Here is a 23,655-nt window from a genome sequence, read left to right as displayed (position 1 = left end):
AGGAGCATCATGCAAGGACACGTCTCACCCATGCTGGCGCTCGTCGAGGTCACGAGGTTCCGCGAGGACGACCAGGCGTACCACGAGTACGTGCAGATCCTCCTCGGTCGCACCATCGCGGCGGCCGAACGGGCCGGGTGGCGGGTGACGCGGTGGGCCGCGGAGGACCTCGGCACCGAGGCCCTCCTCGCCGCGACCGACGGTGCCTCGGCCGTCGTCCTCATGGGCGGAGCCGACATCGACCCCATCCACTACGGGGGAGCCACCGGCTACCGCGCCGAGGGACAGCACTTCCCGGAGGCCGACCGCGCACAGCTCGCCGTGGCGCGACGCGCCGCCGAACGCGGGACGCCGCTCCTCGGCATCTGCCGCGGACACCAGATCATCAACGTCGCCCTCGGCGGCACCCTCGTCCAGGACCTCGGCGCCCACAGCGCCCACCGCAATGACGGCGTCCCGGTCGATCAGAGCATGACGCCCCACGAGGTCGAGCTCGACCCGTCGAGCGCCCTCGCCTTCCGGCTGCGTGCCCGGCACCTCCAGGTGCAGAGCGCCCACCACCAGGCGGTCGGCGAGCTCGGCGACGGACTCCGTGCGGTCGCCTGGTCCTCCGACGGCACCGTGGAGGCGATCGAGCACCACACCCTGCCCATCACGGGCGTGCAGTGGCACCCGGAGGACCCCGGCACCGTCGACGACCAGCTCGAGCTGCTGCTCGGTGGCCTCGCCCGCGAGGCGGAGCGCGCAGCCGCCTGACCGATCGCCGGTCGCCCGACGCCACGCCGGAGCGCTCCTGGGTTGTGCACCGCGCTGTCGTAGCGTTGACGGGTGTTCGAAGACAGGTATGGCCAGGACGTCCTCGCGGGTGACTGGCGGAAGAAGAACCGGGTGGTCGCCCGAGAGGTCGAGGCCGTGACCGATCTCGTCGTCGAGGAGCTCGGCGGCTTCTGCGGTGCCATCACGCGCGTCGAGGCGAAGACGGTCGAGCTGGAGGACTACCGGGGCAAACGTCGCGTGTTCCCCATGGGCGCCGGGTTCCTCCTCGAGGGGGAACCGGTCGTCCTCGTCGTGCCGAAACGTGCCCCCACCGGTCGTGCCCGGACGGCGTCCGGGTCCTTCGCCGTGGAGACGAACGCCCGGGTGGCTCGCGCGAGCCGGATCTTCGTCGAGGGGCGGCACGACGCGGAACTCGTCGAGCGGGTCTGGGGCGACGACCTCCGCGTCGAGGGCGTCGTCGTGGAGTACCTCGCCGGCGTCGACCACCTCGACGCGGCGCTCGCCGAGTTCCAGCCGGGCCCCGACCGGCGCGTCGGCGTGCTCGTCGACCACCTGGTCCGCGGCTCGAAGGAGCAGCGCATCGCCGATGCGGTCATGGCCGGGCCGAACGGCCGGAACGTCCTCATCGTCGGCCACCCCTACGTCGACGTCTGGCAGGCCGTGAAGCCTGCGCGGGTCGGGCTGCAGGAGTGGCCGACCATCCCGCGGTCGATCGAGTGGAAGAAGGGCATCTGCCAGGCCTTCGGCTGGCCCCACGACACGCAGGCCGACATCGCCCGCGCCTGGAAGCGCATCCTCGGTCAGGTCCGGACGTTCAACGACCTCGAGCCCGAGCTGCTCGGCCGGGTCGAGCAGCTCATCGACTTCGTCACCGTCGACTGAGCCGCCCGCCCGGCCGGTCCGCTAGGACGTGACCTGTGCCAGCGCGTCCTCGAGGACCGAGACCGCGTCGCGAAGCAGCTCGTCGGAGATGACCGCGCTCGGGAGCAACCGGAGCACCGAGTCCCACGAGCCGGCGTCGAGGACGAGCACGCCCTGGGCGATCGCCGCATCGATGATCGTCTGCAGCGCCGTGGGGTGCGGCTGCTTCGTGCCCGGGACGACGAGTTCGACACCGGCCATCGCGCCGATGATCCGGACCTCGCCGACGATGTCGAACCGCTCGGCCCAGTCGCCCATGAGCGCCTGCAGCGTGGCTCCCACTCGACGCGCCTCGCCCAGCAGGTCTTCCCGTTCGATCACCTCGAAGGTGGCGAGCGCCGCGGCGGTCGACACCGGGTTGCCGCCGAAGGTGCCACCGATGCCGCCGGGCTGTACCGAGTCCATGATCTCGGCACGACCCGTGACCGCCGAGAGCGGGAAGCCGCCGGCGATCCCCTTGGCGCTCGTGATGAGGTCGGGGACGACGCCGTGGTGCTCGATCGAGTACCAGGCACCCGTCCGACCGATGCCGGCCTGGATCTCGTCGGCGACGAACACGATGCCGTTCTCGGTGCACCACTCGCTGATGCGCGAGAAGTAGCCGGGGGCGGGGATCACGATGCCGCCGTCGCCGAGGATCGGTTCGGCGAAGAACCCGGCGACCTCGCTCGCACCGATGTGCCGTTCGATGTAGTCGATCGTCACCTCGGCGGCCTCAGGGCCGGTGAGCCCGTCGCGGAAGGGGTAGGACAGCGGGACGCTGTAGATCTCGCCGGGGAACGGACCGAAGCCGAGCCGCTCGGGGGCGGGGCGGTAGGTCATCGCCATGGTGAGGTTCGTCCGGCCGTGGAAGGCGTGGTCGAGCGCGACGATCGCGCGGCGCCCCGTGTACTTCTTCGCGATCTTGACGGCGTTCTCCACGGCCTCGGCCCCGGAGTTCAAGAGGATCGAGTGCTTCTCGAAGTCGCCCGGGGTGATCTCGGCGAGCTTCTCCGCCACCCGCAGGTAGTTCTCGTACGGAGTCACCGTGAAGAGCGTGTGCGTGAGCTTCGTGGCCTGTTCGGCGGCTGCCGCGGCGACGTCCGGGTTGGCGTGGCCGATGGTCGTGACGCCGATGCCGGTGCCGAGGTCGATGATGCGGTTGCCGTCGACGTCCACGAGGATGCCGCCGGAGCCGTGGTCCATCCAGACCGGGGCGAGGTTGCCCGCGCCGCGCGACACTGCGGAACGGCGCCGTTCCGTGAGGGCGAGCGATCGGGGACCGGGGATGGCGGTCACGAGCTGACGTTCCTGGGGCACGGAGTATTCGATGGTCATGCAGGCCATGGTAGGCGCGAGTCCGGCGAGCTTCCCCCGGGCGTGCGGTGCGTCGCCGTCGCGCCCGCGACACCTCGCGGTTGACTGGGGTTCACCGGCCGTCCACCTGCGCTCCCTAGCGTTGGCGGCGCTGATGGCCGGACGACAGAGGATCGCGCATGGACGCTGAGACCACCACCGCCCTGCTTGCAGAGCGGCAGCCGACGCTGCTCGGCGGCGGACGTGCGCCCGCCGAACGCACCCTGATCGACGTCCTGCGTGCCGTCGCCGCGGCGCACCCCGAGGCCTCCGCGCTCGAGGACGCGGCGGGCGCGCTCAGCTACCGCGAACTCATCGTGAGCGCCGAACGCCTCGCGGCAGCCCTGCTCGCCACCGGTGTCCGCCGTGGCGACCGGGTCGGGGTGCGGATCGCATCCGGCTCGCGCGAGCTGTACCTCGGCATCCTCGGCATCCTGTTCGCGGGAGCCGCGTACGTGCCGGTCGACGCCGACGACCCGGAGGAACGCGCCCGGCTGGTGTTCGGCGAGGCGGCCGTGGTCGGGGTCCTCGAGGACGGAGGCGTCTTCCGACGTCTCGCAGCGCCGACCGAGACCGCGGGCGAACCGGTCCGGCTCGCCACCGAGGGGACACCGCACCCGGCGACCCGGGCGATCCCGATCCTCGAGGCTCCCCGGCTCGACGACGACTCCTGGATCATCTTCACCTCGGGATCGACGGGGACACCGAAGGGCGTCGCCGTCTCCCACCGGTCCGCCGCGGCGTTCGTCGACGCCGAGGCCCGACTCTTCCTGCAGGCCGAGCCCCTCGGCCCGGGCGACCGCGTGCTCGCAGGCCTCTCCGTGGCCTTCGACGCCTCGTGCGAGGAGATGTGGCTCGCCTGGGGCCACGGTGCCTGCCTCGTCCCCGCACCGCGGTCGCTCGTCCGCAGTGGCATGGACCTCGGTCCCTGGCTCACCGCGAAGGGCATCACCGTGGTGTCCACGGTGCCGACGCTCGCGGCCATGTGGCCGGCGGAGTCGCTCGAGAACATCCGCATGCTCATCTTCGGCGGCGAGGCCTGCCCGCCGGAGCTCGCCGCCCGACTCGCCGTCGACGGACGCGAGGTCTGGAACACGTACGGCCCGACCGAGGCCACGGTCGTCGCCTGCGCGGCGCTCCTCACCGGCGAACAACCGGTGCGGATCGGTCTCCCGCTCGACGGTTGGGACCTCGCCGTGGTCGACGCGGACGGGGTACCGGTGGAGGAGGGCGGCGTCGGTGAGCTCATCATCGGCGGCGTCGGTCTCGCCAGGTACCTCGACCCCGTCAAGGACGCCGAACGGTACGCGCCCATGCCGAGCCTCGGGTGGCACCGGGCCTACCGCAGCGGCGACCTCGTCCGCTTCGAGGCCGCCGGGCTCGTCTTCCAGGGACGCGCGGACGACCAGGTCAAGATCGGCGGCCGTCGCGTCGAGCTCGGCGAGATCGAGGCCGCCCTGCAGGCACTGCCCGGGGTCTCGGGAGCCGCCGCGGCCGTCCAGCGCACCGCGGCCGGCAACCCGGTCCTCGTGGGGTATCTCGCGGTCCCCGACGGCGACGCCTTCTCCCTGGACGACGCGCTGGGTGTCCTTCGCGAGCAGTTGCCCGCGCCGCTCGTACCCCTGCTGGCGGTCGTGTCCGAGCTGCCCACGCGCACCTCGGGCAAGGTCGACCGGTCGGCACTGCCGTGGCCGCTCGGCGGGACCGACGGTGAGGACGCCTCGACCCTGTCGGGCACGGCGGCCTGGCTCGCCGAACAGTGGACGGCCGTGCTCGGCGTCCGGGTCACGGCGGAGGGCGACAACTTCTTCAGCCTCGGCGGCGGCAGCCTGGCCGCCGCGCAGCTGGTCTCGCTCATCCGCACGAGGGACGCGGAGTTCACCGTCGCCGACATCTACGGCCACCCGAGACTCGGCGCCATGGCCGCGGAACTCGACGGCCGTCGCCCCGAGCGTCGCACCCGCGCCGCTGCGGCCGCCCCCGTCCGCCCCACCCCACTCAGGACCCAGTGGGCGCAGACCCTGCTCGGGATCCCGCTGCTCATCCTCGTGGGCCTCCGGTGGCTCGTGTACCTCCTCGCCGGCAGCCGCGTGCTCGGCCTCGTGGCCGACGTGCCCTACCTGCCGATGGTCTCGTGGTGGTGGATCGCGCTCGGATTCCTCCTCGTCGTCACCCCCATCGGGCGGATGGCTATCTCGGTCGTCGCCTCCAGGCTGCTGCTCGCCGGCGTGCGCCCTGGCGACTACCCACGCGGCGGCTCGGTGCACGTCCGGCTCTGGCTCGCCGAACGCGTCGCCGACACGGTCGGTGCGGTGAGCCTCGCCGGCGCCCCCTGGATCTCGCAATACGCACGGGCCTTGGGAGCGAAGATCGGCCCCGACGCCGACCTGCACAGTGTCCCGCCCGTCACCGGCTTCCTGACCGTGGGGGCTCGTGCGTCCATCGAGCCCGAGGTCGACCTCCGCGGGTACTGGGTCGACGGCGACACGCTCCGACTCGGCCACGTCCACATCGGCGCGGAGAGCACGGTCGGCGCTCGCAGCACGCTGCTCGCCGGGACGCGCATCGGCAAGCGCGCCGAGATCGCGCCGGGGTCGTCGGTGTTCGGTCGGGTGCCGTCCGGTCACCTGTGGTCCGGTTCGCCCGCCGTCCGCGTCGGCAAGGCGAAGCCCGTCTGGCCGACCGAGCGTCCACCCAGGCGGCGGCGTTGGCTGTTCGCGTACGGTGTCGGCTCGGCGCTCCTCTCGGTGCTGCCGTTCCTCGCCTTCGTGCTCGCGGCCTCGGTCGTGGCGGCCGGAGCCGCCGGTGCCGGGTCCCTCGTCGAATTCTCCTGGCGCGCGCTCCTCTGGGTGCCGGTCGCGACGATCGTGTGGTTCCTCGTCCTCGCGATCAGCACCATCGGTCTGGTCCGCCTGCTCGGCATCGGCCTGCGGGAGGGGTACTTCCCGGTGCGCAGCCGGGTCGGCTGGCAGGTGTGGGCCACGGAGCGCCTGCTCGACGCCGCCCGCACCCTGCTCTTCCCCATCTACGCCAGCCTCTTCACGCCGGTGTGGCTGCGTCTGCTCGGAGCGAAGGTCGGGAAGAACGTCGAGGCGTCGACGGTCCTCCTCCTGCCACGCATGACGACCGTGGGTGACGGCGCGTTCCTCGCGGACGACACGATGGTGGCGTCCTACGAACTCGGTGGCGGGTGGATGCGGATCGCGGGTGCGTCCGTCGGGAAGCGCGCATTCCTCGGCAACTCCGGGATGGCGGGCCCTGGCATGCACGTTCCGAAGAACGGCCTCGTCGCGGTGCTGTCGGCCGCTCCGCGGAAGGCGAAGTCCGGGTCGTCGTGGCTCGGCAGCCCGCCGATGCGACTCCGCAGGCAGGTGTCCGACGCGGATCTCGACCGCACCTACGCACCGCCGCTGCGGCTCCGCATCGCGCGCTCCCTCTGGGAGGTCTGTCGCATCGTCCCGGTCATGGTGACGACGGCCATCGCCCTGCTCGTCCTGCTCACCCTCGCGTGGTTCGCCGACACCTGGGGCCTCGGCGTGGCCGTCGCGGTCAGCGGTGCCGTCCTCCTCGCGGCCGGCGCGGTCGCGGCCGGCATCACGACCGTCGCCAAGTGGCTCATCGTCGGGCCGATCCGTGCCGGCGAGCACCCGCTGTGGTCGTCGTTCATCTGGCGCAACGAGGTGTCGGACACCTTCGTCGAGATGGTCGCGGCGCCGTGGTTCGCCGCACCCGCCACCGGCACGCCCGCCCTGACCTGGTGGTTGCGGTCACTGGGTGCCCGGATCGGTCGCGGCGTCTGGTGCGAGAGCTACTGGCTTCCGGAGGCCGACCTGGTCGAGCTGGGCGACGGAGCGACGGTCAACCGGGGCTGCGTTGTGCAAACACACCTGTTCCATGATCGAATCATGAGTATGGATCAGGTCGAACTCGCTGCGGGCGCCACGCTCGGACCGCACAGCGTCATCCTCCCCGGAGCCCGGATCGACGACGACGCGACCGTCGGCCCCGCCTCCCTCGTGATGCGCGGCGAACGTGTCCCCGCCGGCACCCGATGGAGCGGCAACCCGATCGGCCCGTGGCGCGAGGTGACGACGGCGGAGTACCGGGAGCCCCAGGTCACGTCCTGATGGGGGAGGCGCTCGCCCGCCTGCGGAGCGCAGGCGATCCCTACACGCCGACGAGCGGCAACCGCGGCTACCACGTCGTCCGCTATGAGCTCGACCTCGACTACGCGATCGATCGCAACGGCCTGAGCGCGACGGCACGGCTGACCGCAGTCGCCACGGAGGAGCTGACGCGCTTCTCCCTGGACCTCGCGGCATTGCGCGTCACCCGTGCCCAGGTGGACGGCGTCGACGCGAAACGCACGCACGGCTCGGGCAAACTGACCCTCACCCCGCGGACACCGATCGCGACCGGGGCGGAGTTCACCGTCCTCGTCCGCTATGCCGGGACGCCCCGTCCGGTCCGCAGCCACTGGGGCGAGATCGGCTGGGAGGAGCTCGAGGACGGCGTGATCGTGGCCTCGCAGCCCTGCGGTGCATCGAGCTGGTTCCCGTGCAACGACCACCCTTCCGACAAGGCGTCCTACCGCATCAGTGTCACTGCGGCGTCGGCCTACACCGTCGTCGCCCCGGGCGAGCTCGTCTCGCGGACGGCACGCGCGAGTCGGACGACCTGGGTCTACGAGCAGCGCGAGCCGATGGCGGCCTACCTCGCGACCGTGCAGATCGGGCGCTACCAGCGCCTCACCGTCGACGCCCGGGTGGCGGCCTCAGCCGTGCCGGTCGTCGCACACCTCCCGCGCGACCTCACCGCCGACTTCCGCCACGACTTCGCCGAGCAGGTCGACATGCTCGCCTGCTTCGAGCAGGCCTTCGGGCCCTACCCCTTCGACAGCTACGGGGTGGTCGTCACCGACGACGAGCTGGAGATCCCGCTCGAAGCGCAGGGGCTGAGCGTGTTCGGACGCAACCACGTCGACGGTGTCGGTGGCGCCGGACGGTTGATCGCCCATGAGCTCGCGCACCAGTGGTTCGGCAACAGCCTGACGATCGGTGCCTGGCGCGACATCTGGCTCCATGAGGGGTTCGCCTGTTACGCCGAGTGGCTGTGGTCGGAGCAGTCGGGCGCCGAGACGGCGGATGCGTGCGCCAGGGCCCACTACGCGGCGCTCCGTCGTGCGCCGCAGGACATCGTCGTCGGCGACCCTGGCCCTGCGGACATGTTCGACGACCGCGTGTACAAGCGCGGCGCCATCACGCTCCACGCCGTCCGGCTGCTCCTCGGCGACGACGCCTTCTTCGACCTCCTCCGGGATTGGGTGGCGACCTTCCGGTTCGCCACCGTGTCGACCGAGGACTTCGTGCGCACCGCTGACCGCCATGCGCCGGAGCCGATCGAGTCGCTGATCGACGCCTGGCTGTTCCGCGAGGCGCTGCCGCCGTTCCCCGCCCGCTGAGCCCGGGTCAGGCGAGCAGGAGGGCCGTCGCCACCACGGTGTCCGGTGCGAGGACCGGATGGTCGACGACGAAGCGACGTCCGCCGATCTCGGCGACCGTCCCTCCGGCGTGGCCGGTGAACTCGGCACGGCCGGTGAGGTCGATCGTGGCCGGATCGGTCGCGAGTCCGGTGCCGAGCGCCTTCGTCACCGCCTCCTTCGCCGTCCACTGTTCGGCGAGGGACCGGAGGCGGCGCTGCTCCGGCAACCGGTGCCACCGTTCCCGTTCCGTGGGGGAGAGGGCGACGGTCTCGACGCCGGCGAACCGTGCCGCGTCGAGCCGTTCGACGTCGACGCCGACGGCGTGCGTGACCGACACCGCGACCGCCGAGGCGCCGTCGGTGTGCGAGACGCTCGCGTGGACGGTCCCGCCGTCGACGAGCACCTGCGGGCGTCCATGGGCGAGGCCGCAGTGCGGGCAGTGGGCGGTCACCGTGATGCGCCGGGCGCCGACGGTCTTCGCGACCGTGTCCACGAGGAGCGCGCGACCGAACAGGAAGCGGCGGGCCTCGGCCTCGGACGACGCTTCGAGGCGGTCCCTGGCGGCCTCGTCGAGTCGGCCGGCGGTGCCGTCGAGGTCGAGCTCGTCCGCCCGATCCCAGGAGAGGAGTCGGACCGCGGGCTGTGGGTGACGGCTCGGACGCGACATGCGTCCAGTATCGCGGAGTGACCCGTCCGCGTGAGCGGACGAAGCCTCGCCTGATGAGATGGTGCCCTCGACTGGATTCGAACCAGCGACTTCTTCCTCCGGAGGGAAGCGCTCTTCCGCTGAGCTACGAAGGCGGAACGTGTCCAAGCTACCAGAGTCGAGGCCATCGCCGGAACCGGAGCGACGCGGGATGAGTGCTCGTGACCGCGTGGGATGATGGGCACATGCAGCGCACCCTGACCGCGTCGCTCGATCTGCGGGTGCACGATCGAGCCGACCTCATCTTCTCCATCGCTGTCGCCGGTGGTACCCCGTTGGCGAGTGAACGGCTGCAGGTGCGCTCCTCAGACGGCCCGTGCGCCGTCACCGAGATCCTCGGCCCCGACGACACCCGGCTCCACCGGGTGATCGCCGAGCCGGGACGCCTGCAGGTCGACTACGAGGCGGTGGTCGTCGGGCAGGCGGTGCCGCGGGCAGTCGACCCCCTGGAGACGGTGACCGCCCTCCGTCCGAGCCGCTACTGCGAGTCGGACGCCCTGTTCTCGCTCGCGCGCTCCGAGCTCGGATACCTGCTCGAGCACCGTCGCCTGCACGAGGACGGCACGGTGTCGGGCGGCCTGCAGATCCTGCCGTGGGTCGCCGCGTGGGTCGGCCGTCACCTCTCCTACGTCTCGGGTTCCACGACCGTCTCCGACAGCGCGGTCTCGACCCTGGCGGCCGGCCAGGGGGTCTGCCGGGACTTCGCGCACCTGACGATCGCCATGCTGCGCGCCCTCGACATCCCGGCGCGGTACGCGGCCGTGTACGCCCCAGGCCTCGTGCCGATGGACTTCCACGCCGTCGCCGAAGGCTTCGTCGACGGCGCGTGGCACGTGGTCGACGCGACGGGTCTCGCTCCCCGCCAGTCACTCGTCCGGATCGCCACGGGCCGCGATGCGGCGGACGTCGCCTGGTTGAGCAACCACCACGGCAACGTCACGGTCGAGGACATGCGGATCGACGCGCTGATCGACGTCCTGCCCACCGACGATCCCTCACAGCCGGTCGTACTCGCCTGACGCGTCGTTCCGGCGGGCGGCCCCGTGCCGCTCCCGCCGGGAGCCCGGGTAGAATCGCTCCTCGTGACTCCTGAAGACCTCGCCTCCGCCCTGCACGCCATCGTCGTTCCGATCGTCGAACGACGACGCGAGGCGGCTGGCATCGACCAGGAGGTCGTGGTCTCGGTCGACGACGTCGTGCTGGAGCGGCCCAAGAACCGCGACCACGGCGACTGGGCATGCAACATCGCGATGAAGCTCGCGAAGCGGGTGGGTGCGAACCCGCGCGAGCTCGCCCAGGAGTTCGCCGACGCGCTCGTCCAGGTCGACGGGGTCGCCTCGGTCGAGGTCGCCGGTCCCGGGTTCATCAACGTCCGGCTCGACGCCGCCGCCGCGGGTGCGCTCGCGAAGGTCATCGTCGACGCGGGCGACGCCTTCGGGCGCAACGACAGCCTCGCGGGCCAGACCATCAACATCGAGTTCGTCTCGGCGAACCCCACGGGCCCGCTCCACATCGGCCACACGCGGTGGGCCGCCCTCGGCGACTCCCTGGCCCGCGTGCTCGGCGCGTCCGGCGCGACCCTCGTCAGCGAGTACTACATCAACGACGCCGGCAACCAGATGGACACCTTCGCCGACTCGGTGCTCGCCGCGGCGAAGGGCGAGCCGACGCCGGAGAACGGCTACCCGGGTGCCTACATCGGCGACCTCGCGAAGGCCGTGCTGGCGGAAATCCCCGACCTGCTCGAGCGCCCCGACGCCCGTGAGGTCGCGCGTGAGCGTGCCTACGCCCTCCAGCTCGGGGAGATCCGAGCGTCCCTCGAACGCTTCAACGTCCACTTCGACGTCTGGTTCAGCGAGCGCACGCTCCACGCGACGGACGCGGACGGCACCAGCCTCATCGACCAGGCCGTCGACCGCCTGCGCGAGCAGGGGCACGTCTTCGACGAGGACGGTGCCGTCTGGGTGCGCACCACGGACTTCGGCGACGACAAGAACCGCGTGATCCGTCGCTCGAACGGCGTCTACACCTACTTCGCGGCGGACGCGGCGTACTACCTGAACAAGGGCGACCGCGGCTTCCAGCACAAGGTCTACCTGCTGGGGGCCGACCACCACGGGTACGTGCACCGGCTGAAGGCCCTCGCGGGTGCCGCCGGAGACGACCCCGACCGCGACATCGAGGTGCTCATCGGCCAGCTCGTCAGTGTGAACGGCGCCCGACTCTCGAAGCGCGCCGGCAACATCATCGAGCTGGACGACCTGCAGGCCTGGATCGGGACGGACGCCCTGCGGTACTCGCTCGGTCGCTATCCGGCCGACTCGCCGCTGGCCCTCGACCCCGAGCAGCTCCGCAGCCGCACGAACGACAACCCCGTGTTCTACGTCCAGTACGCGCACGCCCGGACGAGCTCGGTGGCGCGCAACGCCGCTTCGGCGGGCGTCGACCGGAGCGTGTTCGCCCCCGAACTCCTCGCCCACGAGACGGAGTCCGCGCTCCTCGGTGTGCTCCAGGAGTTCCCGCGCATCGTGGCACAGGCCGCGCAGCTGCGCGAACCCCACCGGGTCGCGCGCCACCTGGAGGAGACGGCGAGCCTCTACCACAAGTGGTACGACAGCTGCCGGGTCGTCCCGATGGGCGAGGAACCGGTCACCGACCTCCACCGCACGCGGCTGTGGCTGAACGACGCCACCGGCACCGTCATCCGCAACGGCCTCGCCCTCCTCGGCGTCTCCGCTCCGGAGCGCATGTAGCGTCACCGCGGCAGGGCTTCGGCGCGCGGAGGACCGTCCCTCGGGGGCGTTCCTGCGCGCGTCAGGTCCGCCGATGCGGGTGCCGAGCGGGAGGCGGACGCTCCGATACCGTGGCAGCATGCATCTTCGTAGGCTCCGCCCGATCCTGACTGTCGCGGCGGTCCTGGCCGTCCTGTCGAGCGCCGGCTGCGTCGGCCCGGGCCCGGACGCGTCCGGCACGCCGACGCCCGGTGGCACGTCGCCGTCCTCGGCCGTCGACCTCCGGGCCTTCGCGCCGTTCGGAGCGGAGGGCTCGGGCGTCTCGATCCGTCTGCGGTTCCCGGACGGGCTGCACGCGGGGAGCGTCGGCACGATGGACTACCTCCAGAACATCGTCTCGCCGGCATTCCAGTGCGCGCCGTTCGAGATCGAACTGCAGGAGGTGGGGGCGAGCACGCTGCAACTGCCGGACGCGTTAGCGGTCGTCGTCACCGGCGAGGGCGGCAAGACGGTCGCGCCGGCGTTCGTCATCCCCGGCGATCCGGTCCGGGCGGCGTTCACCTCCGCCGACGTGGTCGCGAAGGGATCGCTGGAGGACGCGAACCTCACGGAGCTCGAGGGGTATACCCTGGCGGCCTTCCACCCGACCTCGGCGGACGAGTGGGAACGGTTCAGCGGCCGCGTGCTGGACACGGCGGAGGTTGAGCTCGACCAGCTGTGCTGACGCCTGCCCGGAGGTGACGGTTCGCTACGCTCGGAGCATGAGTGCACCGTCTCGCAAGCGCAGGCGTCCCTGGGTTCCGTTCGTCGTCGTGATCGGCGTGATCGTCGTCCTCGTCGGCGCGTTCCTGATCGCCGACACGATCGTCCGAGGCGTCGCCGAGGATCGCGTCGCGTCGCAGATCGAGCAGAGCCTGCCCGACGGCGTCGACGCCGACGTCGCCGTGTCGATCGGCGGAGCCTCGGTCATCGCCCAGTACCTCACCGGCACGTTCGAGCATGTGGACCTGCGGGCGCCGGGCGCGAGTGTCGACGGCATCCCTCTGGACGTCCGGGTCAGCGCGGATGCGGTCCCGCTCGATCCGAAGCAGACCATCGGCCGGGTGGTGGCGACGATCCGGATCGACGCGGACGGAGCCGCTGCGCTCGCCAAGACCGCCGGGCTTCCCGGCACGCTCACCCTGGGGGACGACGAGGTCGGGTACGCGGGTGAGGCGACCGTGCTCGGATTCACCATCCCGTACGACTTCTCCGTGGCACCGACCACCACGGCGGAGCGGGTGAACCTCATGCCGACGTCGGTGAACGTCGACACCGGGCTCTTCGGCGTGATCGACTTGCGAGCCCTCGTGACCGGATTCCTGCAGGGTGATCCGCCGAGCATCTGTGTCGCCCAGTACCTGCCGGAGGGGGTCGACCTCGACCGGCTCGCGGTGACCCCGCAAGTGGCGACGGCCACGCTCACATCGACGACGCTCCGCCTCGACGAGGCCTCCCTGCAGACCCTCGGCAGCTGCGGGTGAGCGCTGCGCCGATGGCTCGCGACCACCTCGGCGAACCGGCGCGACGTCACGATGCTGCAGGAGCCCCGACGGCTCGCTAGACTTTCTCCACACCCACTGCTCCGACCGGGCGGTGACGTGTGCCGTTGGGCCGCCAGGCTCGTGTTCCACCTCAGTCGTTCCAACCGGGCGGCGATGGGTGCGGTCGACCGGGACACCCGCCCGGGCCGCGCGCACCCACCTTCATCGGTGCTCTCCAAATCGGTGCTTCAGGGGCCAAACCGGGTCCGCTCGCCCAACGAGAACCTCCTCTTCCGCTCACCAGGACTCAGGACAACCCCGTGGCCAGAAACCCCCTCGCCCCAGACTGGCTCGCCGAGCCGGCCGACCCGAATGCCCTCGACCCCGCCGTGTGGCCGGCCTCGGCCGAGCGCGACGCCGACGGCGTCCTGCACGTCGGCGGCGTCGACGTGCACACCCTCCGTCGACGCTTCGGGACCCCGCTCTACGTCGTCGATGAGGACGACGCCCGGGCCAGGGCGCGTCGCCTGCGCGAGGCCTTCGAACGTGAGGCCGCCGCGCACGGGACGAGCGTCGCCGTCTACTACGCCGGGAAGGCGTTCCTGTCCTCCGAGGTCGCCCGCTGGATGACGGCGGAGGGCCTCCGCATCGACATCTGCAGCGGGGGAGAGCTCGCTGTCGCCCTCGCTGCCGGGGCCGACCCCGGCCGGCTGGGCTTCCACGGCAACAACAAGTCCGTCGCCGAGATCGAGCGCGCCGTCGGCGTCGGGATCGGTGGCATCGTGCTCGACAGCCTGGTCGAGATCGAGCGGGTCGCTGCGGCGGCGGAGCGTGCGGGCCGCGTCCAGTCCGTCCGGCTGCGGGTCAACAGCGGCGTCCACGCCCACACGCACGAGTACCTGGCGACGGCGCACGAGGACCAGAAGTTCGGACTGCCCCTTGAGGACGCGGCCGACGCCGTGGCGCGAATCCGCTCGTACGCCTCGCTCGACTTCCTCGGGCTCCACTGCCACATCGGCTCGCAGATCTTCGGGTCGGACGGCTTCGCCGAGTCCGCTGCCCGACTCCTCGCCGTGCACGCACGCCTGCTCGAGACCGGCCCCGTGCCCGAGTTGAACCTCGGGGGCGGTTTCGGCATCGCCTACACGAGTGCGGACGACCCCACGCCGATCGAGCAGCTCGCCGCGGACATCCTCGCCGGTGTGCGGACCGCGGCCGAGCTCCACGGCGTCCCGATCCCGAAGCTCGCATTCGAACCGGGTCGCGCCATCATCGGCGGTCCCGGCATCACGCTGTACGAGGTCGGCACGATCAAGGACGTGACGGTCGCGTGGAACGACGAGGGTGAGACGGCGGTCCGCCGCTACGTCAGCGTCGACGGCGGCATGAGCGACAACGCGCGCCCCTCGCTGTACGGCGCGGAGTACACCGCCCGCATCGCCGACCGGGTGAGCGAGGCGGGCGCTGCGCTCGTCCGCGTCGCCGGCAAGCACTGCGAGTCGGGGGACATCGTGGTGAACGCCGACTATCTGCCCGCCGACGTGCGCGACGGCGACCTCCTGGCCGTCCCGGCGACGGGCGCCTACTGCTGGTCCTTGGCGAGCAACTACAACTACCTCGGTCGCCCGGCCGTCGTCGCCGTCTCAGGCGGTGAGGCCCGCATCATCGTGCGTGGCGAGACCGAACACGACCTCCTCAGCCGCGATGCGGGATTGGACACGGAATGATCGAATACCGCGGATTGAAAGTGGCTCTGCTGGGCGCCGGCTCGGTGGGCTCGCAGGTGGCGCGTCTCTTGCTCGAGCACGCCGACGAGCTGGCGTCCCGAGCCGGTGCGAGCCTCGAACTCATCGGCATCGCCGTGCGTGACGTCGACGCCCCGCGGGACGTCGAGCTACCCCGGGAGCTCTACACGACGGATGCCGAACAGCTCATCCTGAGCGCCGACATCGTCATCGAGCTCATCGGCGGCATCGAGCCGGCGCGGAGCCACATCCTGCAGGCGATCAACGCCGGGGCCGACATCGTCACCGCCAACAAGGCGCTGCTCGCGACCCACGGTCCCGAACTCTTCGACGCCGCCGAGCAGGTCGGCGCGCAGCTCTACTACGAGGCGGCGGTGGCGGCGGCGATCCCGATCATCCGCCCGCTGCGCGAGAGCCTCGCCGGCGACCGCATCAACCGGGTGCTCGGCATCGTGAACGGCAGCACCAACTACATGCTCGACCGGATGGACCGCTTCGGCGACACCATGGAGGCGGCGGCCGCCGTAGCGAGCGAGCTCGGCTACCTCGAAGCCGACCCGACCCTCGACGTCGAGGGGTATGACGCCGCGCAGAAGGCGACCATCCTCGCCAGTCTCGCCTTCCACACCACCGTGCCCGTCGAAGCCGTCCACCGCGAGGGGATCTCGGGCATCACCAAGGCGCAGGTCGACCTCGCACGGAGTGAGGGCTACGTCATCAAGCTGCTCGCGATCGCCGAGCGGATCGTCGACGAGACCACGGGCGAGGAGGGTCTGTCGGCCCGCGTCTACCCCGCGCTCATCGGGCGCGAGCACCCGCTCGCCGCCGTGCACGGTGGGAACAACGCCGTGTTCGTCGAGGCCGAGAACGCCGGCAGCCTCATGTTCTACGGCGCCGGCGCCGGCGGCAAGGAGACCGCCTCCGCGGTGCTCGGCGACCTCGTCTCGGCGGCGAGGCGACACGTCGCCGGCGGACCGGGTGTGGGCGAGTCGACCCACGCGGACCTGCCCGTGCTCGACATCGGTCGCGTCACCACCCGGTACCAGGTGACCCTCGAGGTCGCCGACGAGCCGGGTGTCCTCGCGTCCGTCGCCGGGATCCTCAGTGACGGTGGCGTCTCGGTCGAGACGTTCCAGCAGTCCGTGGCCTCCTCGGACGGCACGCTGTCGACCGCTACCCTGGTCATCGGCACCCACCGGGCGCTCGAATCGGCTCTCGCGGCCACCGTCGAGCAGCTCGCCTCGAACGCCCATGTCGAGCGGGTCGTGTCCGTGCTCCGGGTCGAAGGAGCCGAGTAGGTGCCGAGCAGCACGACCCCCGACCGCGTCGAACCCCGACCCCTCTTCAGATTGCAGGCCACCGTATGAGCTCTTCCGACACGCTGGAGATCGGGCGCACCGTCACCGTCAAGGTCCCCGCGACGACCGCGAACCTCGGCCCCGGGTTCGACACGCTCGGACTCGCGCTCGCGCTCTACGACGAGCTGACCGTCACCGTCCGCGAGGAGCCCGGCGTGTTCGTCGAGGTGATCGGCGTCGGAGCCGGCGAGGTCCCGACCGACGAGACGAACCTCGTCATCACGGCGATCGCGCACGCCCTCCGCGCCTACGGTCGGGAGCTGCCCGGTCTCGACGTCGTCGCTCGCAACGTGATCCCGCACGGTCGCGGTCTCGGGTCGTCGGGTGCCGCGATCGTCTCCGGCATCATGGCGGCGAAGGGGCTCCTCGAGGGGCAGGTCGAACTCGGCCCCGACGACCTGCTGCGGCTCGCCACGGAGATGGAGGGCCACCCCGACAACGTGGCCCCGGCGCTGTTCGGCGGGCTCACGATCGCGTGGACGACGGACGACGGTCCCCAGCACAAGAAGCTGATCGTGCACCGTGGCGTCTCGCCGCTCGTGCTGGTGCCCGAGCACACCATGTCGACGGAACTCGCCCGCAGCCTGCAGCCGGCGAACGTGCCGCACGCCGACGCCGCGTTCAACGTCTCCCGGTCGGCCCTGCTCGTCGCCGCGCTCACCCAGAGCCCGGAGCTCCTGCTCGCGGCTACGGAGGACCGCCTGCACCAGAGCTACCGCGCCGCGGCCATGCCCGAGACGAACAGCCTCATCACGATGCTGCGCGAGCACGGGTTCGCCGCCGTCGTCTCCGGCGCCGGCCCGTCGATCCTCGTCCTCGCGGACGACCCGGGTCGCCGGCTCGAAGCCACCGCCCTCGTCGCCGAGCACTCCGCCACCCCGTGGCAGTCGCTCATGCTCGCGGTCGACTTCAAGGGTGCTACAGTAGGAGGGCACCCGGCCCACCCCGCCTCTTCGGCGTAACCGGCTTCCGGGGCATTTCCGCACAATCATCGCTTTCGCACCAATTGATCGCGTCTGTTCGGGTCCCACCGTGTTTCCATCCTGCTGAGCATCGCTCCGCCGGATCGTCGCACCGGGCTATCCGCACAGGCTCTGCGTCGTGTGAACATCACCCACCCGCCGCACAGGATTCCGGTGCGATCGCCGCCTGCGCGAGACAGCTCTGTCTCGACGCAAGGGAAGGAAGACACACGTGACAGACGTCAACGAAGGCGCCTCCGGCGTCTCGCTGGATGCCGACCCGAAGACGCTGAAGGTCGCCGACCTCCAGCGTCTCGCCGCCGCTCTCGGAGTGGCCGGAGCCTCGAAGCTCCGCAAGGGCGAACTGGTCGAAGCCATCCAGACCATCCAGAACAGCACCGACACCGCGGCGGCGACCACCGAGACGTCCGACGTCATCGAGTCGGTCTCCGCGCTCGAGGTCGCCCCAGAGGCGCCGGTGCAGTCCAAGCTGCCCGAGCTCGACCTCGCGCTCGACCAGGCCTTCGGTGCCGAGAAGGCGGCCCCGCCGGCGCGTCGCAAGTCGCGTCGTGCCACGACGGCCACCGTCGCGCCGAACGCCGCCCCGATCGTCGGCGCTCCCGTCGTCGAGGCGCCCGCCGCACAGGCACCCGCCGTGCAGGCGCCGGCCGCACAGGCGCCCGCCGCAACCGCCCCTGCCGAGTCGGCAGCGCCGGCGGAGTCAGACGACTCGCAGCCCTCCGCGCCCGTCGAGGCCGACGCCGCCGAGTCGCGCGACGACCGTTCCGCTGGAACCTCGGAGTCGACCGACGCCGACGAGGCGACGCCCGAGCAGACCCCGAGGCGTTCGCGCGGCAACCGCCGTGGCCGTGGCCGCGATCGCGACCGCAACACGGAAGACGCCGAGCAGAACCCCGCCGAGCAGGGTGGCGAGCAGAACCGCGCCGCCCAGAACGCCCCCGAGCAGGACGCCACCGACGACGACACCGCGGGCACGGACTCCGACGAGTCCCAGACCCAGGACGCCGAGCAGCAGGACGGTCAGTCCTCCGGCGGACGCCGTGGTCGTGGCCGAGGCCGCAACCAGAACAACGGCGGGCAGAACAACGGTGGCCAGAACACCGGCAACCAGAACGCCGACGCCGGTCAGAAGGCCGAAGCGAAGCAGGAGCAGCCCGGTCAGAACCGCGGCAACCAGGGGAACCAGGGCGCTCCGGCGGACGACGCCGAAGGGCGCGGTGGCCGCAGCCGCTACCGCGACCGCAAGCGTCGTGGCTCCGTGCAGAACGACGACGTCGAGCCCGAGATCTCCGAGGACGACGTCCTGATCCCGGTCGCCGGCATCCTGGACGTGCTCGACAACTACGCCTTCGTGCGCACCTCCGGCTACCTGCCCGGCACGAACGACGTCTACGTCTCCCTCGGTCAGGTGAAGAAGTACCACCTGCGCAAGGGCGACGCCGTGGTCGGCGCCATCCGCCAGCCGCGCGACAACGACAGCAGCAGCCGCCAGAAGTACAACGCCATCGTCAAGGTCGACTCGGTCAACGGCCTGTCCGTCGACGAGGCCGGCACGCGGGTGGAGTTCGGCAAGCTGACGCCGCTGTACCCGCAGGAGCGCCTCCGTCTCGAGACGGAGCAGAACAAGCTGACGCAGCGCATCATCGACCTCGTCGCCCCGATCGGGAAGGGCCAGCGCGGCCTCATCGTCGCGCCGCCGAAGGCCGGCAAGACGATCGTGTTGCAGCAGATCGCCAACGCCATCTCGATCAACAACCCTGAGGTCCACCTCATGGTCGTGCTCGTCGACGAGCGGCCCGAAGAGGTCACCGACATGCAGCGCACGGTGAAGGGCGAGGTCATCGCCTCCACCTTCGACCGCCCGGCGGAAGACCACACCACGGTCGCCGAACTGGCGATCGAGCGCGCCAAGCGTCTCGTGGAGCTCGGTCACGACGTCGTCGTGCTGCTCGACTCGATCACGCGTCTGGGCCGTGCCTACAACCTGGCGGCTCCCGCCTCGGGCCGGATCCTCTCCGGTGGTGTCGACGCTGCGGCGCTGTACCCGCCGAAGCGCTTCTTCGGTGCCGCGCGCAACATCGAGAACGGTGGCTCGCTCACCATCCTCGCGACGGCGCTCGTCGAGACCGGGTCCAAGATGGACGAGGTCATCTTCGAGGAGTTCAAGGGCACCGGCAACTCGGAGCTCCGCCTCTCGCGCCAGCTCGCCGACAAGCGGATCTTCCCGGCCGTGGACGTCAACGCGTCCTCGACCCGCCGCGAGGAGATGCTGCTCGCCCCCGACGAGGTCAAGGTCACCTGGAAGCTGCGTCGCGCCCTCGCCGGCCTCGACCAGCAGCAGGCCCTCGAGGTCGTCCTCGGCAAGCTCAAGGAGACCACGTCCAACGTGGAGTTCCTCGTCCAGATGCAGAAGTCGATGCCCGCACCGACCTCGCACAGCCACGGACACGAGAACAACCACCGCTAGCGGTCCCGACCGACCCCATCCGTTCCCGGAGCCCTCATGGCACCGGGAACGGATGGGGTCGGTCCCGTTTCGCCCCCGGTGCCGCATGATGGTGATGAAGGAAGTGAACGATGTTCGAATCAGTTGAGACGCTCGTCGCCGAGCACAAGGATCTGCAGGATCAGCTCGCCGACCCGGCCGTGCACGCCGACCCCGCGAGGTCGAAGAAGATCAACCGCCGGTACGCCGAGCTGTCGAAGATCATCGCGGCCTATCACACGTGGCAGTCGACCCAGGAGGACCTCGACGCCGCTCGCGAGCTCGCCAAGGAGGACGAGGCGTTCGCCGAGGAGGTGCCGGTCCTCGAGGAACTGCTCGTCACCAACCAGGAGAAGCTGCGACGCCTGCTCATCCCGCGTGACCCCGACGACGGTCGCGACGTCATCATGGAGATCAAGGGCGGCGAGGGCGGAGCGGAGAGCGCGCTGTTCGCGGCGGACCTGCTGCGCATGTACCTGCACTACGCGGAGTCCAAGGGGTGGAAGACGGAGCTCCTCGAGCGCACCGAGAGCGATCTGGGTGGCTACAAGGACGTCCAGGTGGCGATCAAGTCGAACGCGACCGATCCCTCCCAGGGCGTCTGGGCGCACCTCAAGTACGAGGGCGGCGTCCACCGGGTGCAGCGCGTCCCGGCGACCGAGTCCCAGGGCCGCATCCACACTTCCACGACGGGTGTCCTCGTCTTCCCCGAGGTCGACGAGCCCGAGGAGGTCGAGATCAGCCAGAACGACCTGAAGATCGACGTCTACCGCTCGAGCGGTCCCGGCGGGCAGTCCGTCAACACGACGGACTCCGCGGTGCGCATCACTCACCTCCCGACCGGCATCGTCGTGTCCATGCAGAACGAGAAGAGCCAGCTGCAGAACCGTGAGGCCGGCATGCGCGTGCTGCGCGCCCGTATCCTCGCGCGCCAGCAGGAGGAGCAGGCCGCCCTCGACAGTGCCAAGCGCAAGACGCAGATCCGGACGATGGACCGGTCCGAGCGCATCCGCACGTACAACTTCCCGGAGAACCGGATCGCCGACCACCGGACCGGGTACAAGGCCTACAACCTCGACGGGGTCATGAACGGCGCGCTCGGGCCCATCATCGAATCGGCGATCAGCGCCGACGAAGAGGCCCGACTGGCCGACATCGGCGACCAGGACTGACCCACCCCACCTCCGGTCCCTGAGCCCGTCGAAGGGCGGCCCCTGAGCCACCACCTCCGGTCCCTGAGCCTGTCGAAGGGCGGTCTTGACCCTGGTCCCTGAGCCTGTCGTAGGGCGGTCTTGACCCTGGTCCCTGAGCCTGTCGTAGGGCGGTCTTGACCCCGGTCCCTGACCCCGTCGAAGGGGCACTCCGGTCCCTGAGCTTGTCGAAGGGCGTGACGCTCAGCCGATGCGCAGGCGCTTCGTCGCGACCTTGTCGGCGAAGAAGCGGTCGTGGCTGACCACCACGATCGCGCCGGGGAAGTGCACGAGTGCGCGCTCCATCACCTGGGTGCTCGCGAGGTCGAGGTGGTTCGTCGGCTCGTCGAGGAGGAGCACCGACGCCCCCGAGAGCAGGCACTGGGCCATCGCCACGCGGGCGCGCTGGCCACCGGAGAGCATGCCGATCTTCTGTTTGAGGTCGGCGTCGGAGAACTGGAACATCCCGAGGAAGCGGTTCACGGACTTCTTGGTGGCGGCGAACGCGAGGCTGTCCGGCATAGCGCCCACCGCGTGCGCGACGGTGTCGGTGAGGTCGAGGTCGTCGACCATCTGGTTGTACGAGGCGTACCGGACCCCGCCCGTCCAGGTGACGTGCCCGGCGTCCGGGCGTTCGTCGCCCTCGAGGATGCGGAGGAAGGTGGACTTGCCGGCGCCGTTCGGGCCGTGGACGACGATCCGTTCGCGGCGGCCGATCTCGAGGTCCAAGCCGTCGAAGAGGGTGTGCTCGCCGTACGCCTTCGTGAGCCCCTGGATCCGGCACAGGGTGTCCTTGATGTGCAGACCGCCGTAGATGTCGGTGATGATGTCGTCGACGGGGCGCGGCGGCCTGGCCTTTTTGATCTTCGCCAGCTGGGAGGAGAGGTCCTTCTTGCCGGCGGCCTTCGCCGCCTCCCGGCGATCCGAGATGCCCTCGGCCTCGAACGCGAGCAGCTCCGACTCGTGGACGAACTGCGCCTCGAGGCTCTTCAACCGGAACTGCTTCTGCACGACGTACTCGTCGAAGCTGCCGGGGTAGTCGTGGAGGTGGAAGTTCTCCACTTCGACGATGCGGGTGACCACGGCGTCGAGGAAGGTCCGGTCGTGCGAGACGACGATGGCCGCGCCACGGAACGAGCCGAACCAGGACTCGAGCCACTCGACGCCGGCGACGTCGAGGAAGTTCGTCGGCTCGTCGAGCAGGAGCACATCTGGGCGTTCGAGGAGGATCTTGGCGAGGGCCGCGCGGTTCCGCCACCCGCCGGAGAGCGCGTCGATGGGTAGCACCCGGCGTGCGGTGTCGAAGCCGAGCGTGGTGAGCGCGGTGTCGATGTGGCGCTGGTAGTCCCAGCCGTCCTGGCGCTCCATCTCCTCGAAGAGCTCGGCCTGGCGTTCGATGAGCTTGGTCATGCCGTCGAGGTCGTTCGGGTCTGCGGCGATCGCTGCGTCGATCGACGCGAGTTCCGCCTCGATCGCGTGGATGTGCCCGAACAATTCTTCGAGGACCTCGGTGATGGTGGCGCTGCCGTCGAGCTCTGAGAACTGTGAGAAGTACCCGATCCGTGTGCCGTCCTCGATGGTCACGGTGCCCGAGTCGGGCTGGATCTGGTCGAGGGCGAGCTTCAGGAGGGTGGACTTGCCGGAACCGTTCCGCCCGATCAGTCCCACGCGGTCGCCGGGTTCGAGACGGAAGAAGACGTCGCGCAGGACCGGGCGGTCCTCGAAGCGGACGGTGACGTCGTGCAGACGGATGAGACTCATGGTGCCCTCTCGAGGTGCGTGGGTGCGGCGGGACGCGGCAAGGCGCCGGACGCCGGGGGAGGAGCCTGACGGCTCAGCGTGATCAGATGTGGTACTCGGGGTCGAGGAGGGCGAGACCATGGGCTCCGCTGCCGCGCGGCCGTTCGACCGCCGGCACGCCGAGCAGCAGGCTGCGCGGCGGGCAGGCCTTGGTGACGACGGCGTTCGCACCGATGATGGTCTCGGCTCCGATGCGGATCGGCCCGAGGATCTTCGCCCCGGCTCCGACGGCGACCCCGTCGCCGATCGTCGGGTGACGTTTGCCGGATCCGCGGCTCTTCCCGCCGAGGGTGACGCCGTGGTAGATCATGACGTCGTCGCCGACCTCGGCGGTCTCGCCGATGACGACGCCCATGCCGTGGTCGATGAAGAACCGCCGACCGATGCGGGCGCCCGGGTGGATCTCCACCCCGGTGAGAAATCGGGCGAACTGCGAACCGAAGCGTGCAAGGCTCCGGAAGCCGCGGCGCCACAGGCGGTGGTTCAGCCGGTGCGCCCACACTGCGTGCAGCCCGGCGTAGCTGAGGGCGATCTCGAGGCTGCCGCGGGCCGCCGGGTCGTGGGCTCGTGCCGCTCCGATGTCCTCGCGGACCCGCGACAGCATTCCCATGGGTCGAG

Annotated in this window: 17 protein-coding genes and 1 tRNA gene; 13 read left to right on the top strand and 5 right to left on the bottom strand. The window is 70.8% G+C overall.

All coding sequences use genetic code 11. From position 1 onward, the window contains the following. Positions 1 to 9 precede the first annotated feature (9 nt). The gene (locus ITJ57_RS13220) at positions 10 to 756 is read left to right on the top strand and encodes a gamma-glutamyl-gamma-aminobutyrate hydrolase family protein (protein WP_194670580.1); all 747 of its coding nucleotides are present in this window, start codon (positions 10 to 12) and stop codon (positions 754 to 756) included. A 72-nt stretch (positions 757 to 828) separates the two neighbouring features. Beyond that, a complete protein-coding gene (locus tag ITJ57_RS13215) occupies positions 829 to 1,659 on the top strand; it encodes a DUF3097 domain-containing protein (RefSeq protein ID WP_194670579.1) in 831 nt (276 codons plus the stop codon). Between the two features lie 21 nt (positions 1,660 to 1,680). Here ITJ57_RS13215 and ITJ57_RS13210 read toward each other — a convergent pair whose 3' ends face one another. Next, positions 1,681 to 3,024: an aminotransferase class III-fold pyridoxal phosphate-dependent enzyme gene (locus tag ITJ57_RS13210; RefSeq protein WP_194670578.1), complete on the bottom strand. Its 1,344-nt coding sequence runs from the start codon at positions 3,022 to 3,024 to the stop codon at positions 1,681 to 1,683. A 149-nt stretch (positions 3,025 to 3,173) separates the two neighbouring features. Here ITJ57_RS13210 and ITJ57_RS13205 point away from each other — a divergent pair, with 149 nt between their 5' ends. Both ITJ57_RS13205 and ITJ57_RS13200 read left to right on the top strand, forming a co-directional pair. Continuing rightward, complete coding sequence (locus tag ITJ57_RS13205; RefSeq protein ID WP_194670577.1) at positions 3,174 to 7,160, top strand: Pls/PosA family non-ribosomal peptide synthetase; 3,987 nt, start codon at positions 3,174 to 3,176, stop codon at positions 7,158 to 7,160. Continuing rightward, on the top strand, positions 7,160 to 8,494 hold the full coding sequence (locus ITJ57_RS13200; RefSeq protein WP_194670576.1) for a M1 family metallopeptidase: 1,335 nt from the start codon (positions 7,160 to 7,162) through the stop codon (positions 8,492 to 8,494). Before ITJ57_RS13205 ends, ITJ57_RS13200 begins: the two co-directional genes overlap by 1 nt. 7 nt (positions 8,495 to 8,501) lie before the next feature. Here ITJ57_RS13200 and ITJ57_RS13195 read toward each other — a convergent pair whose 3' ends face one another. Both ITJ57_RS13195 and ITJ57_RS13190 read right to left on the bottom strand, forming a co-directional pair. Beyond that, the gene (locus ITJ57_RS13195) at positions 8,502 to 9,182 is read right to left on the bottom strand and encodes a 4'-phosphopantetheinyl transferase superfamily protein (RefSeq protein WP_194670575.1); all 681 of its coding nucleotides are present in this window, start codon (positions 9,180 to 9,182) and stop codon (positions 8,502 to 8,504) included. Positions 9,183 to 9,241: 59 nt separating this feature from the next. Then, positions 9,242 to 9,316 (bottom strand) — tRNA-Arg (locus ITJ57_RS13190). 90 nt (positions 9,317 to 9,406) lie between these two features. On the opposite strand from ITJ57_RS13190, the gene ITJ57_RS13185 reads away from it, so the two are divergent. The 9 genes from ITJ57_RS13185 (at position 9,407) to prfA (ending at position 21,219) form a co-directional block, all read left to right on the top strand. Next, positions 9,407 to 10,240 (top strand): transglutaminase family protein, encoded by an 834-nt coding sequence (locus ITJ57_RS13185; RefSeq protein WP_194670574.1) that lies wholly within the window; start codon positions 9,407 to 9,409, stop codon positions 10,238 to 10,240. A gap of 63 nt (positions 10,241 to 10,303) precedes the next feature. Further along, positions 10,304 to 11,974 (top strand): arginine--tRNA ligase, encoded by a 1,671-nt coding sequence (locus tag ITJ57_RS13180; RefSeq protein ID WP_194670573.1) that lies wholly within the window; start codon positions 10,304 to 10,306, stop codon positions 11,972 to 11,974. A gap of 118 nt (positions 11,975 to 12,092) precedes the next feature. Beyond that, positions 12,093 to 12,677, top strand: coding sequence for a hypothetical protein (locus tag ITJ57_RS13175; RefSeq protein WP_194670572.1), 585 nt, complete (start codon positions 12,093 to 12,095; stop codon positions 12,675 to 12,677). 37 nt (positions 12,678 to 12,714) lie between these two features. Then, on the top strand, positions 12,715 to 13,476 hold the full coding sequence (locus ITJ57_RS13170; protein WP_194670571.1) for a DUF2993 domain-containing protein: 762 nt from the start codon (positions 12,715 to 12,717) through the stop codon (positions 13,474 to 13,476). A 320-nt stretch (positions 13,477 to 13,796) separates the two neighbouring features. Next, on the top strand, positions 13,797 to 15,203 hold the full coding sequence (gene lysA, locus ITJ57_RS13165) for a diaminopimelate decarboxylase (RefSeq protein ID WP_194670570.1): 1,407 nt from the start codon (positions 13,797 to 13,799) through the stop codon (positions 15,201 to 15,203). Continuing rightward, on the top strand, positions 15,200 to 16,519 hold the full coding sequence (locus ITJ57_RS13160; RefSeq protein ID WP_194670569.1) for a homoserine dehydrogenase: 1,320 nt from the start codon (positions 15,200 to 15,202) through the stop codon (positions 16,517 to 16,519). The genes lysA and ITJ57_RS13160 overlap by 4 nt, the downstream gene beginning before the upstream one ends. Before the next feature lie 65 nt (positions 16,520 to 16,584). After that, positions 16,585 to 17,541 carry a homoserine kinase gene (gene thrB, locus ITJ57_RS13155; protein WP_056781795.1) on the top strand — a complete coding sequence of 319 codons (957 nt, stop codon included), beginning with the start codon at positions 16,585 to 16,587 and terminating at the stop codon, positions 17,539 to 17,541. A gap of 232 nt (positions 17,542 to 17,773) precedes the next feature. Further along, a complete protein-coding gene (gene rho / locus ITJ57_RS13150) occupies positions 17,774 to 20,029 on the top strand; it encodes a transcription termination factor Rho (RefSeq protein ID WP_194670568.1) in 2,256 nt (751 codons plus the stop codon). 110 nt (positions 20,030 to 20,139) lie between these two features. Continuing rightward, positions 20,140 to 21,219, top strand: a complete 1,080-nt coding sequence (gene prfA / locus ITJ57_RS13145; RefSeq protein ID WP_194670567.1) for a peptide chain release factor 1 — start codon at positions 20,140 to 20,142, stop codon at positions 21,217 to 21,219. 222 nt (positions 21,220 to 21,441) lie between these two features. Here the strand turns inward: prfA and ITJ57_RS13140 are convergent, their stop codons facing one another. Then, entirely contained in the window at positions 21,442 to 22,998 is a 1,557-nt protein-coding gene (locus ITJ57_RS13140; RefSeq protein WP_194670566.1) for an ABC-F family ATP-binding cassette domain-containing protein, read from the bottom strand. 82 nt (positions 22,999 to 23,080) lie between these two features. Beyond that, entirely contained in the window at positions 23,081 to 23,647 is a 567-nt protein-coding gene (epsC, locus tag ITJ57_RS13135) for a serine O-acetyltransferase EpsC (RefSeq protein ID WP_194670565.1), read from the bottom strand. Positions 23,648 to 23,655: the final 8 nt, after the last annotated feature.

The sequence above is a fragment of the Plantibacter sp. VKM Ac-2880 genome, from assembly GCF_015351235.1.
Lineage (GTDB): Bacteria > Actinomycetota > Actinomycetes > Actinomycetales > Microbacteriaceae > Plantibacter.
The sequence above is the reverse complement of the archived record's forward strand: the minus strand, read 5'-3'. Positions and strand labels throughout refer to the sequence as shown.

What these genes read in the sequence shown, in the direction of transcription:
- ITJ57_RS13140 (WP_194670566.1), bottom strand. Translation starts at nt 22,998, where the DNA reads ATGAGTCTCATCCGTCTGCACGACGTCACCGTCCGCTTCGAGGACCGC.
- ITJ57_RS13195 (WP_194670575.1), bottom strand. Translation starts at nt 9,182, where the DNA reads ATGTCGCGTCCGAGCCGTCACCCACAGCCCGCGGTCCGACTCCTCTCC.
- ITJ57_RS13210 (WP_194670578.1), bottom strand. Translation starts at nt 3,024, where the DNA reads ATGGCCTGCATGACCATCGAATACTCCGTGCCCCAGGAACGTCAGCTC.
- prfA (WP_194670567.1), top strand. Translation starts at nt 20,140, where the DNA reads ATGTTCGAATCAGTTGAGACGCTCGTCGCCGAGCACAAGGATCTGCAG.
- ITJ57_RS13175 (WP_194670572.1), top strand. Translation starts at nt 12,093, where the DNA reads ATGCATCTTCGTAGGCTCCGCCCGATCCTGACTGTCGCGGCGGTCCTG.
- thrB (WP_056781795.1), top strand. Translation starts at nt 16,585, where the DNA reads ATGAGCTCTTCCGACACGCTGGAGATCGGGCGCACCGTCACCGTCAAG.
- ITJ57_RS13160 (WP_194670569.1), top strand. Translation starts at nt 15,200, where the DNA reads ATGATCGAATACCGCGGATTGAAAGTGGCTCTGCTGGGCGCCGGCTCG.
- ITJ57_RS13200 (WP_194670576.1), top strand. Translation starts at nt 7,160, where the DNA reads ATGGGGGAGGCGCTCGCCCGCCTGCGGAGCGCAGGCGATCCCTACACG.
- ITJ57_RS13205 (WP_194670577.1), top strand. Translation starts at nt 3,174, where the DNA reads ATGGACGCTGAGACCACCACCGCCCTGCTTGCAGAGCGGCAGCCGACG.
- ITJ57_RS13185 (WP_194670574.1), top strand. Translation starts at nt 9,407, where the DNA reads ATGCAGCGCACCCTGACCGCGTCGCTCGATCTGCGGGTGCACGATCGA.
- ITJ57_RS13170 (WP_194670571.1), top strand. Translation starts at nt 12,715, where the DNA reads ATGAGTGCACCGTCTCGCAAGCGCAGGCGTCCCTGGGTTCCGTTCGTC.
- epsC (WP_194670565.1), bottom strand. Translation starts at nt 23,647, where the DNA reads ATGGGAATGCTGTCGCGGGTCCGCGAGGACATCGGAGCGGCACGAGCC.
- ITJ57_RS13220 (WP_194670580.1), top strand. Translation starts at nt 10, where the DNA reads ATGCAAGGACACGTCTCACCCATGCTGGCGCTCGTCGAGGTCACGAGG.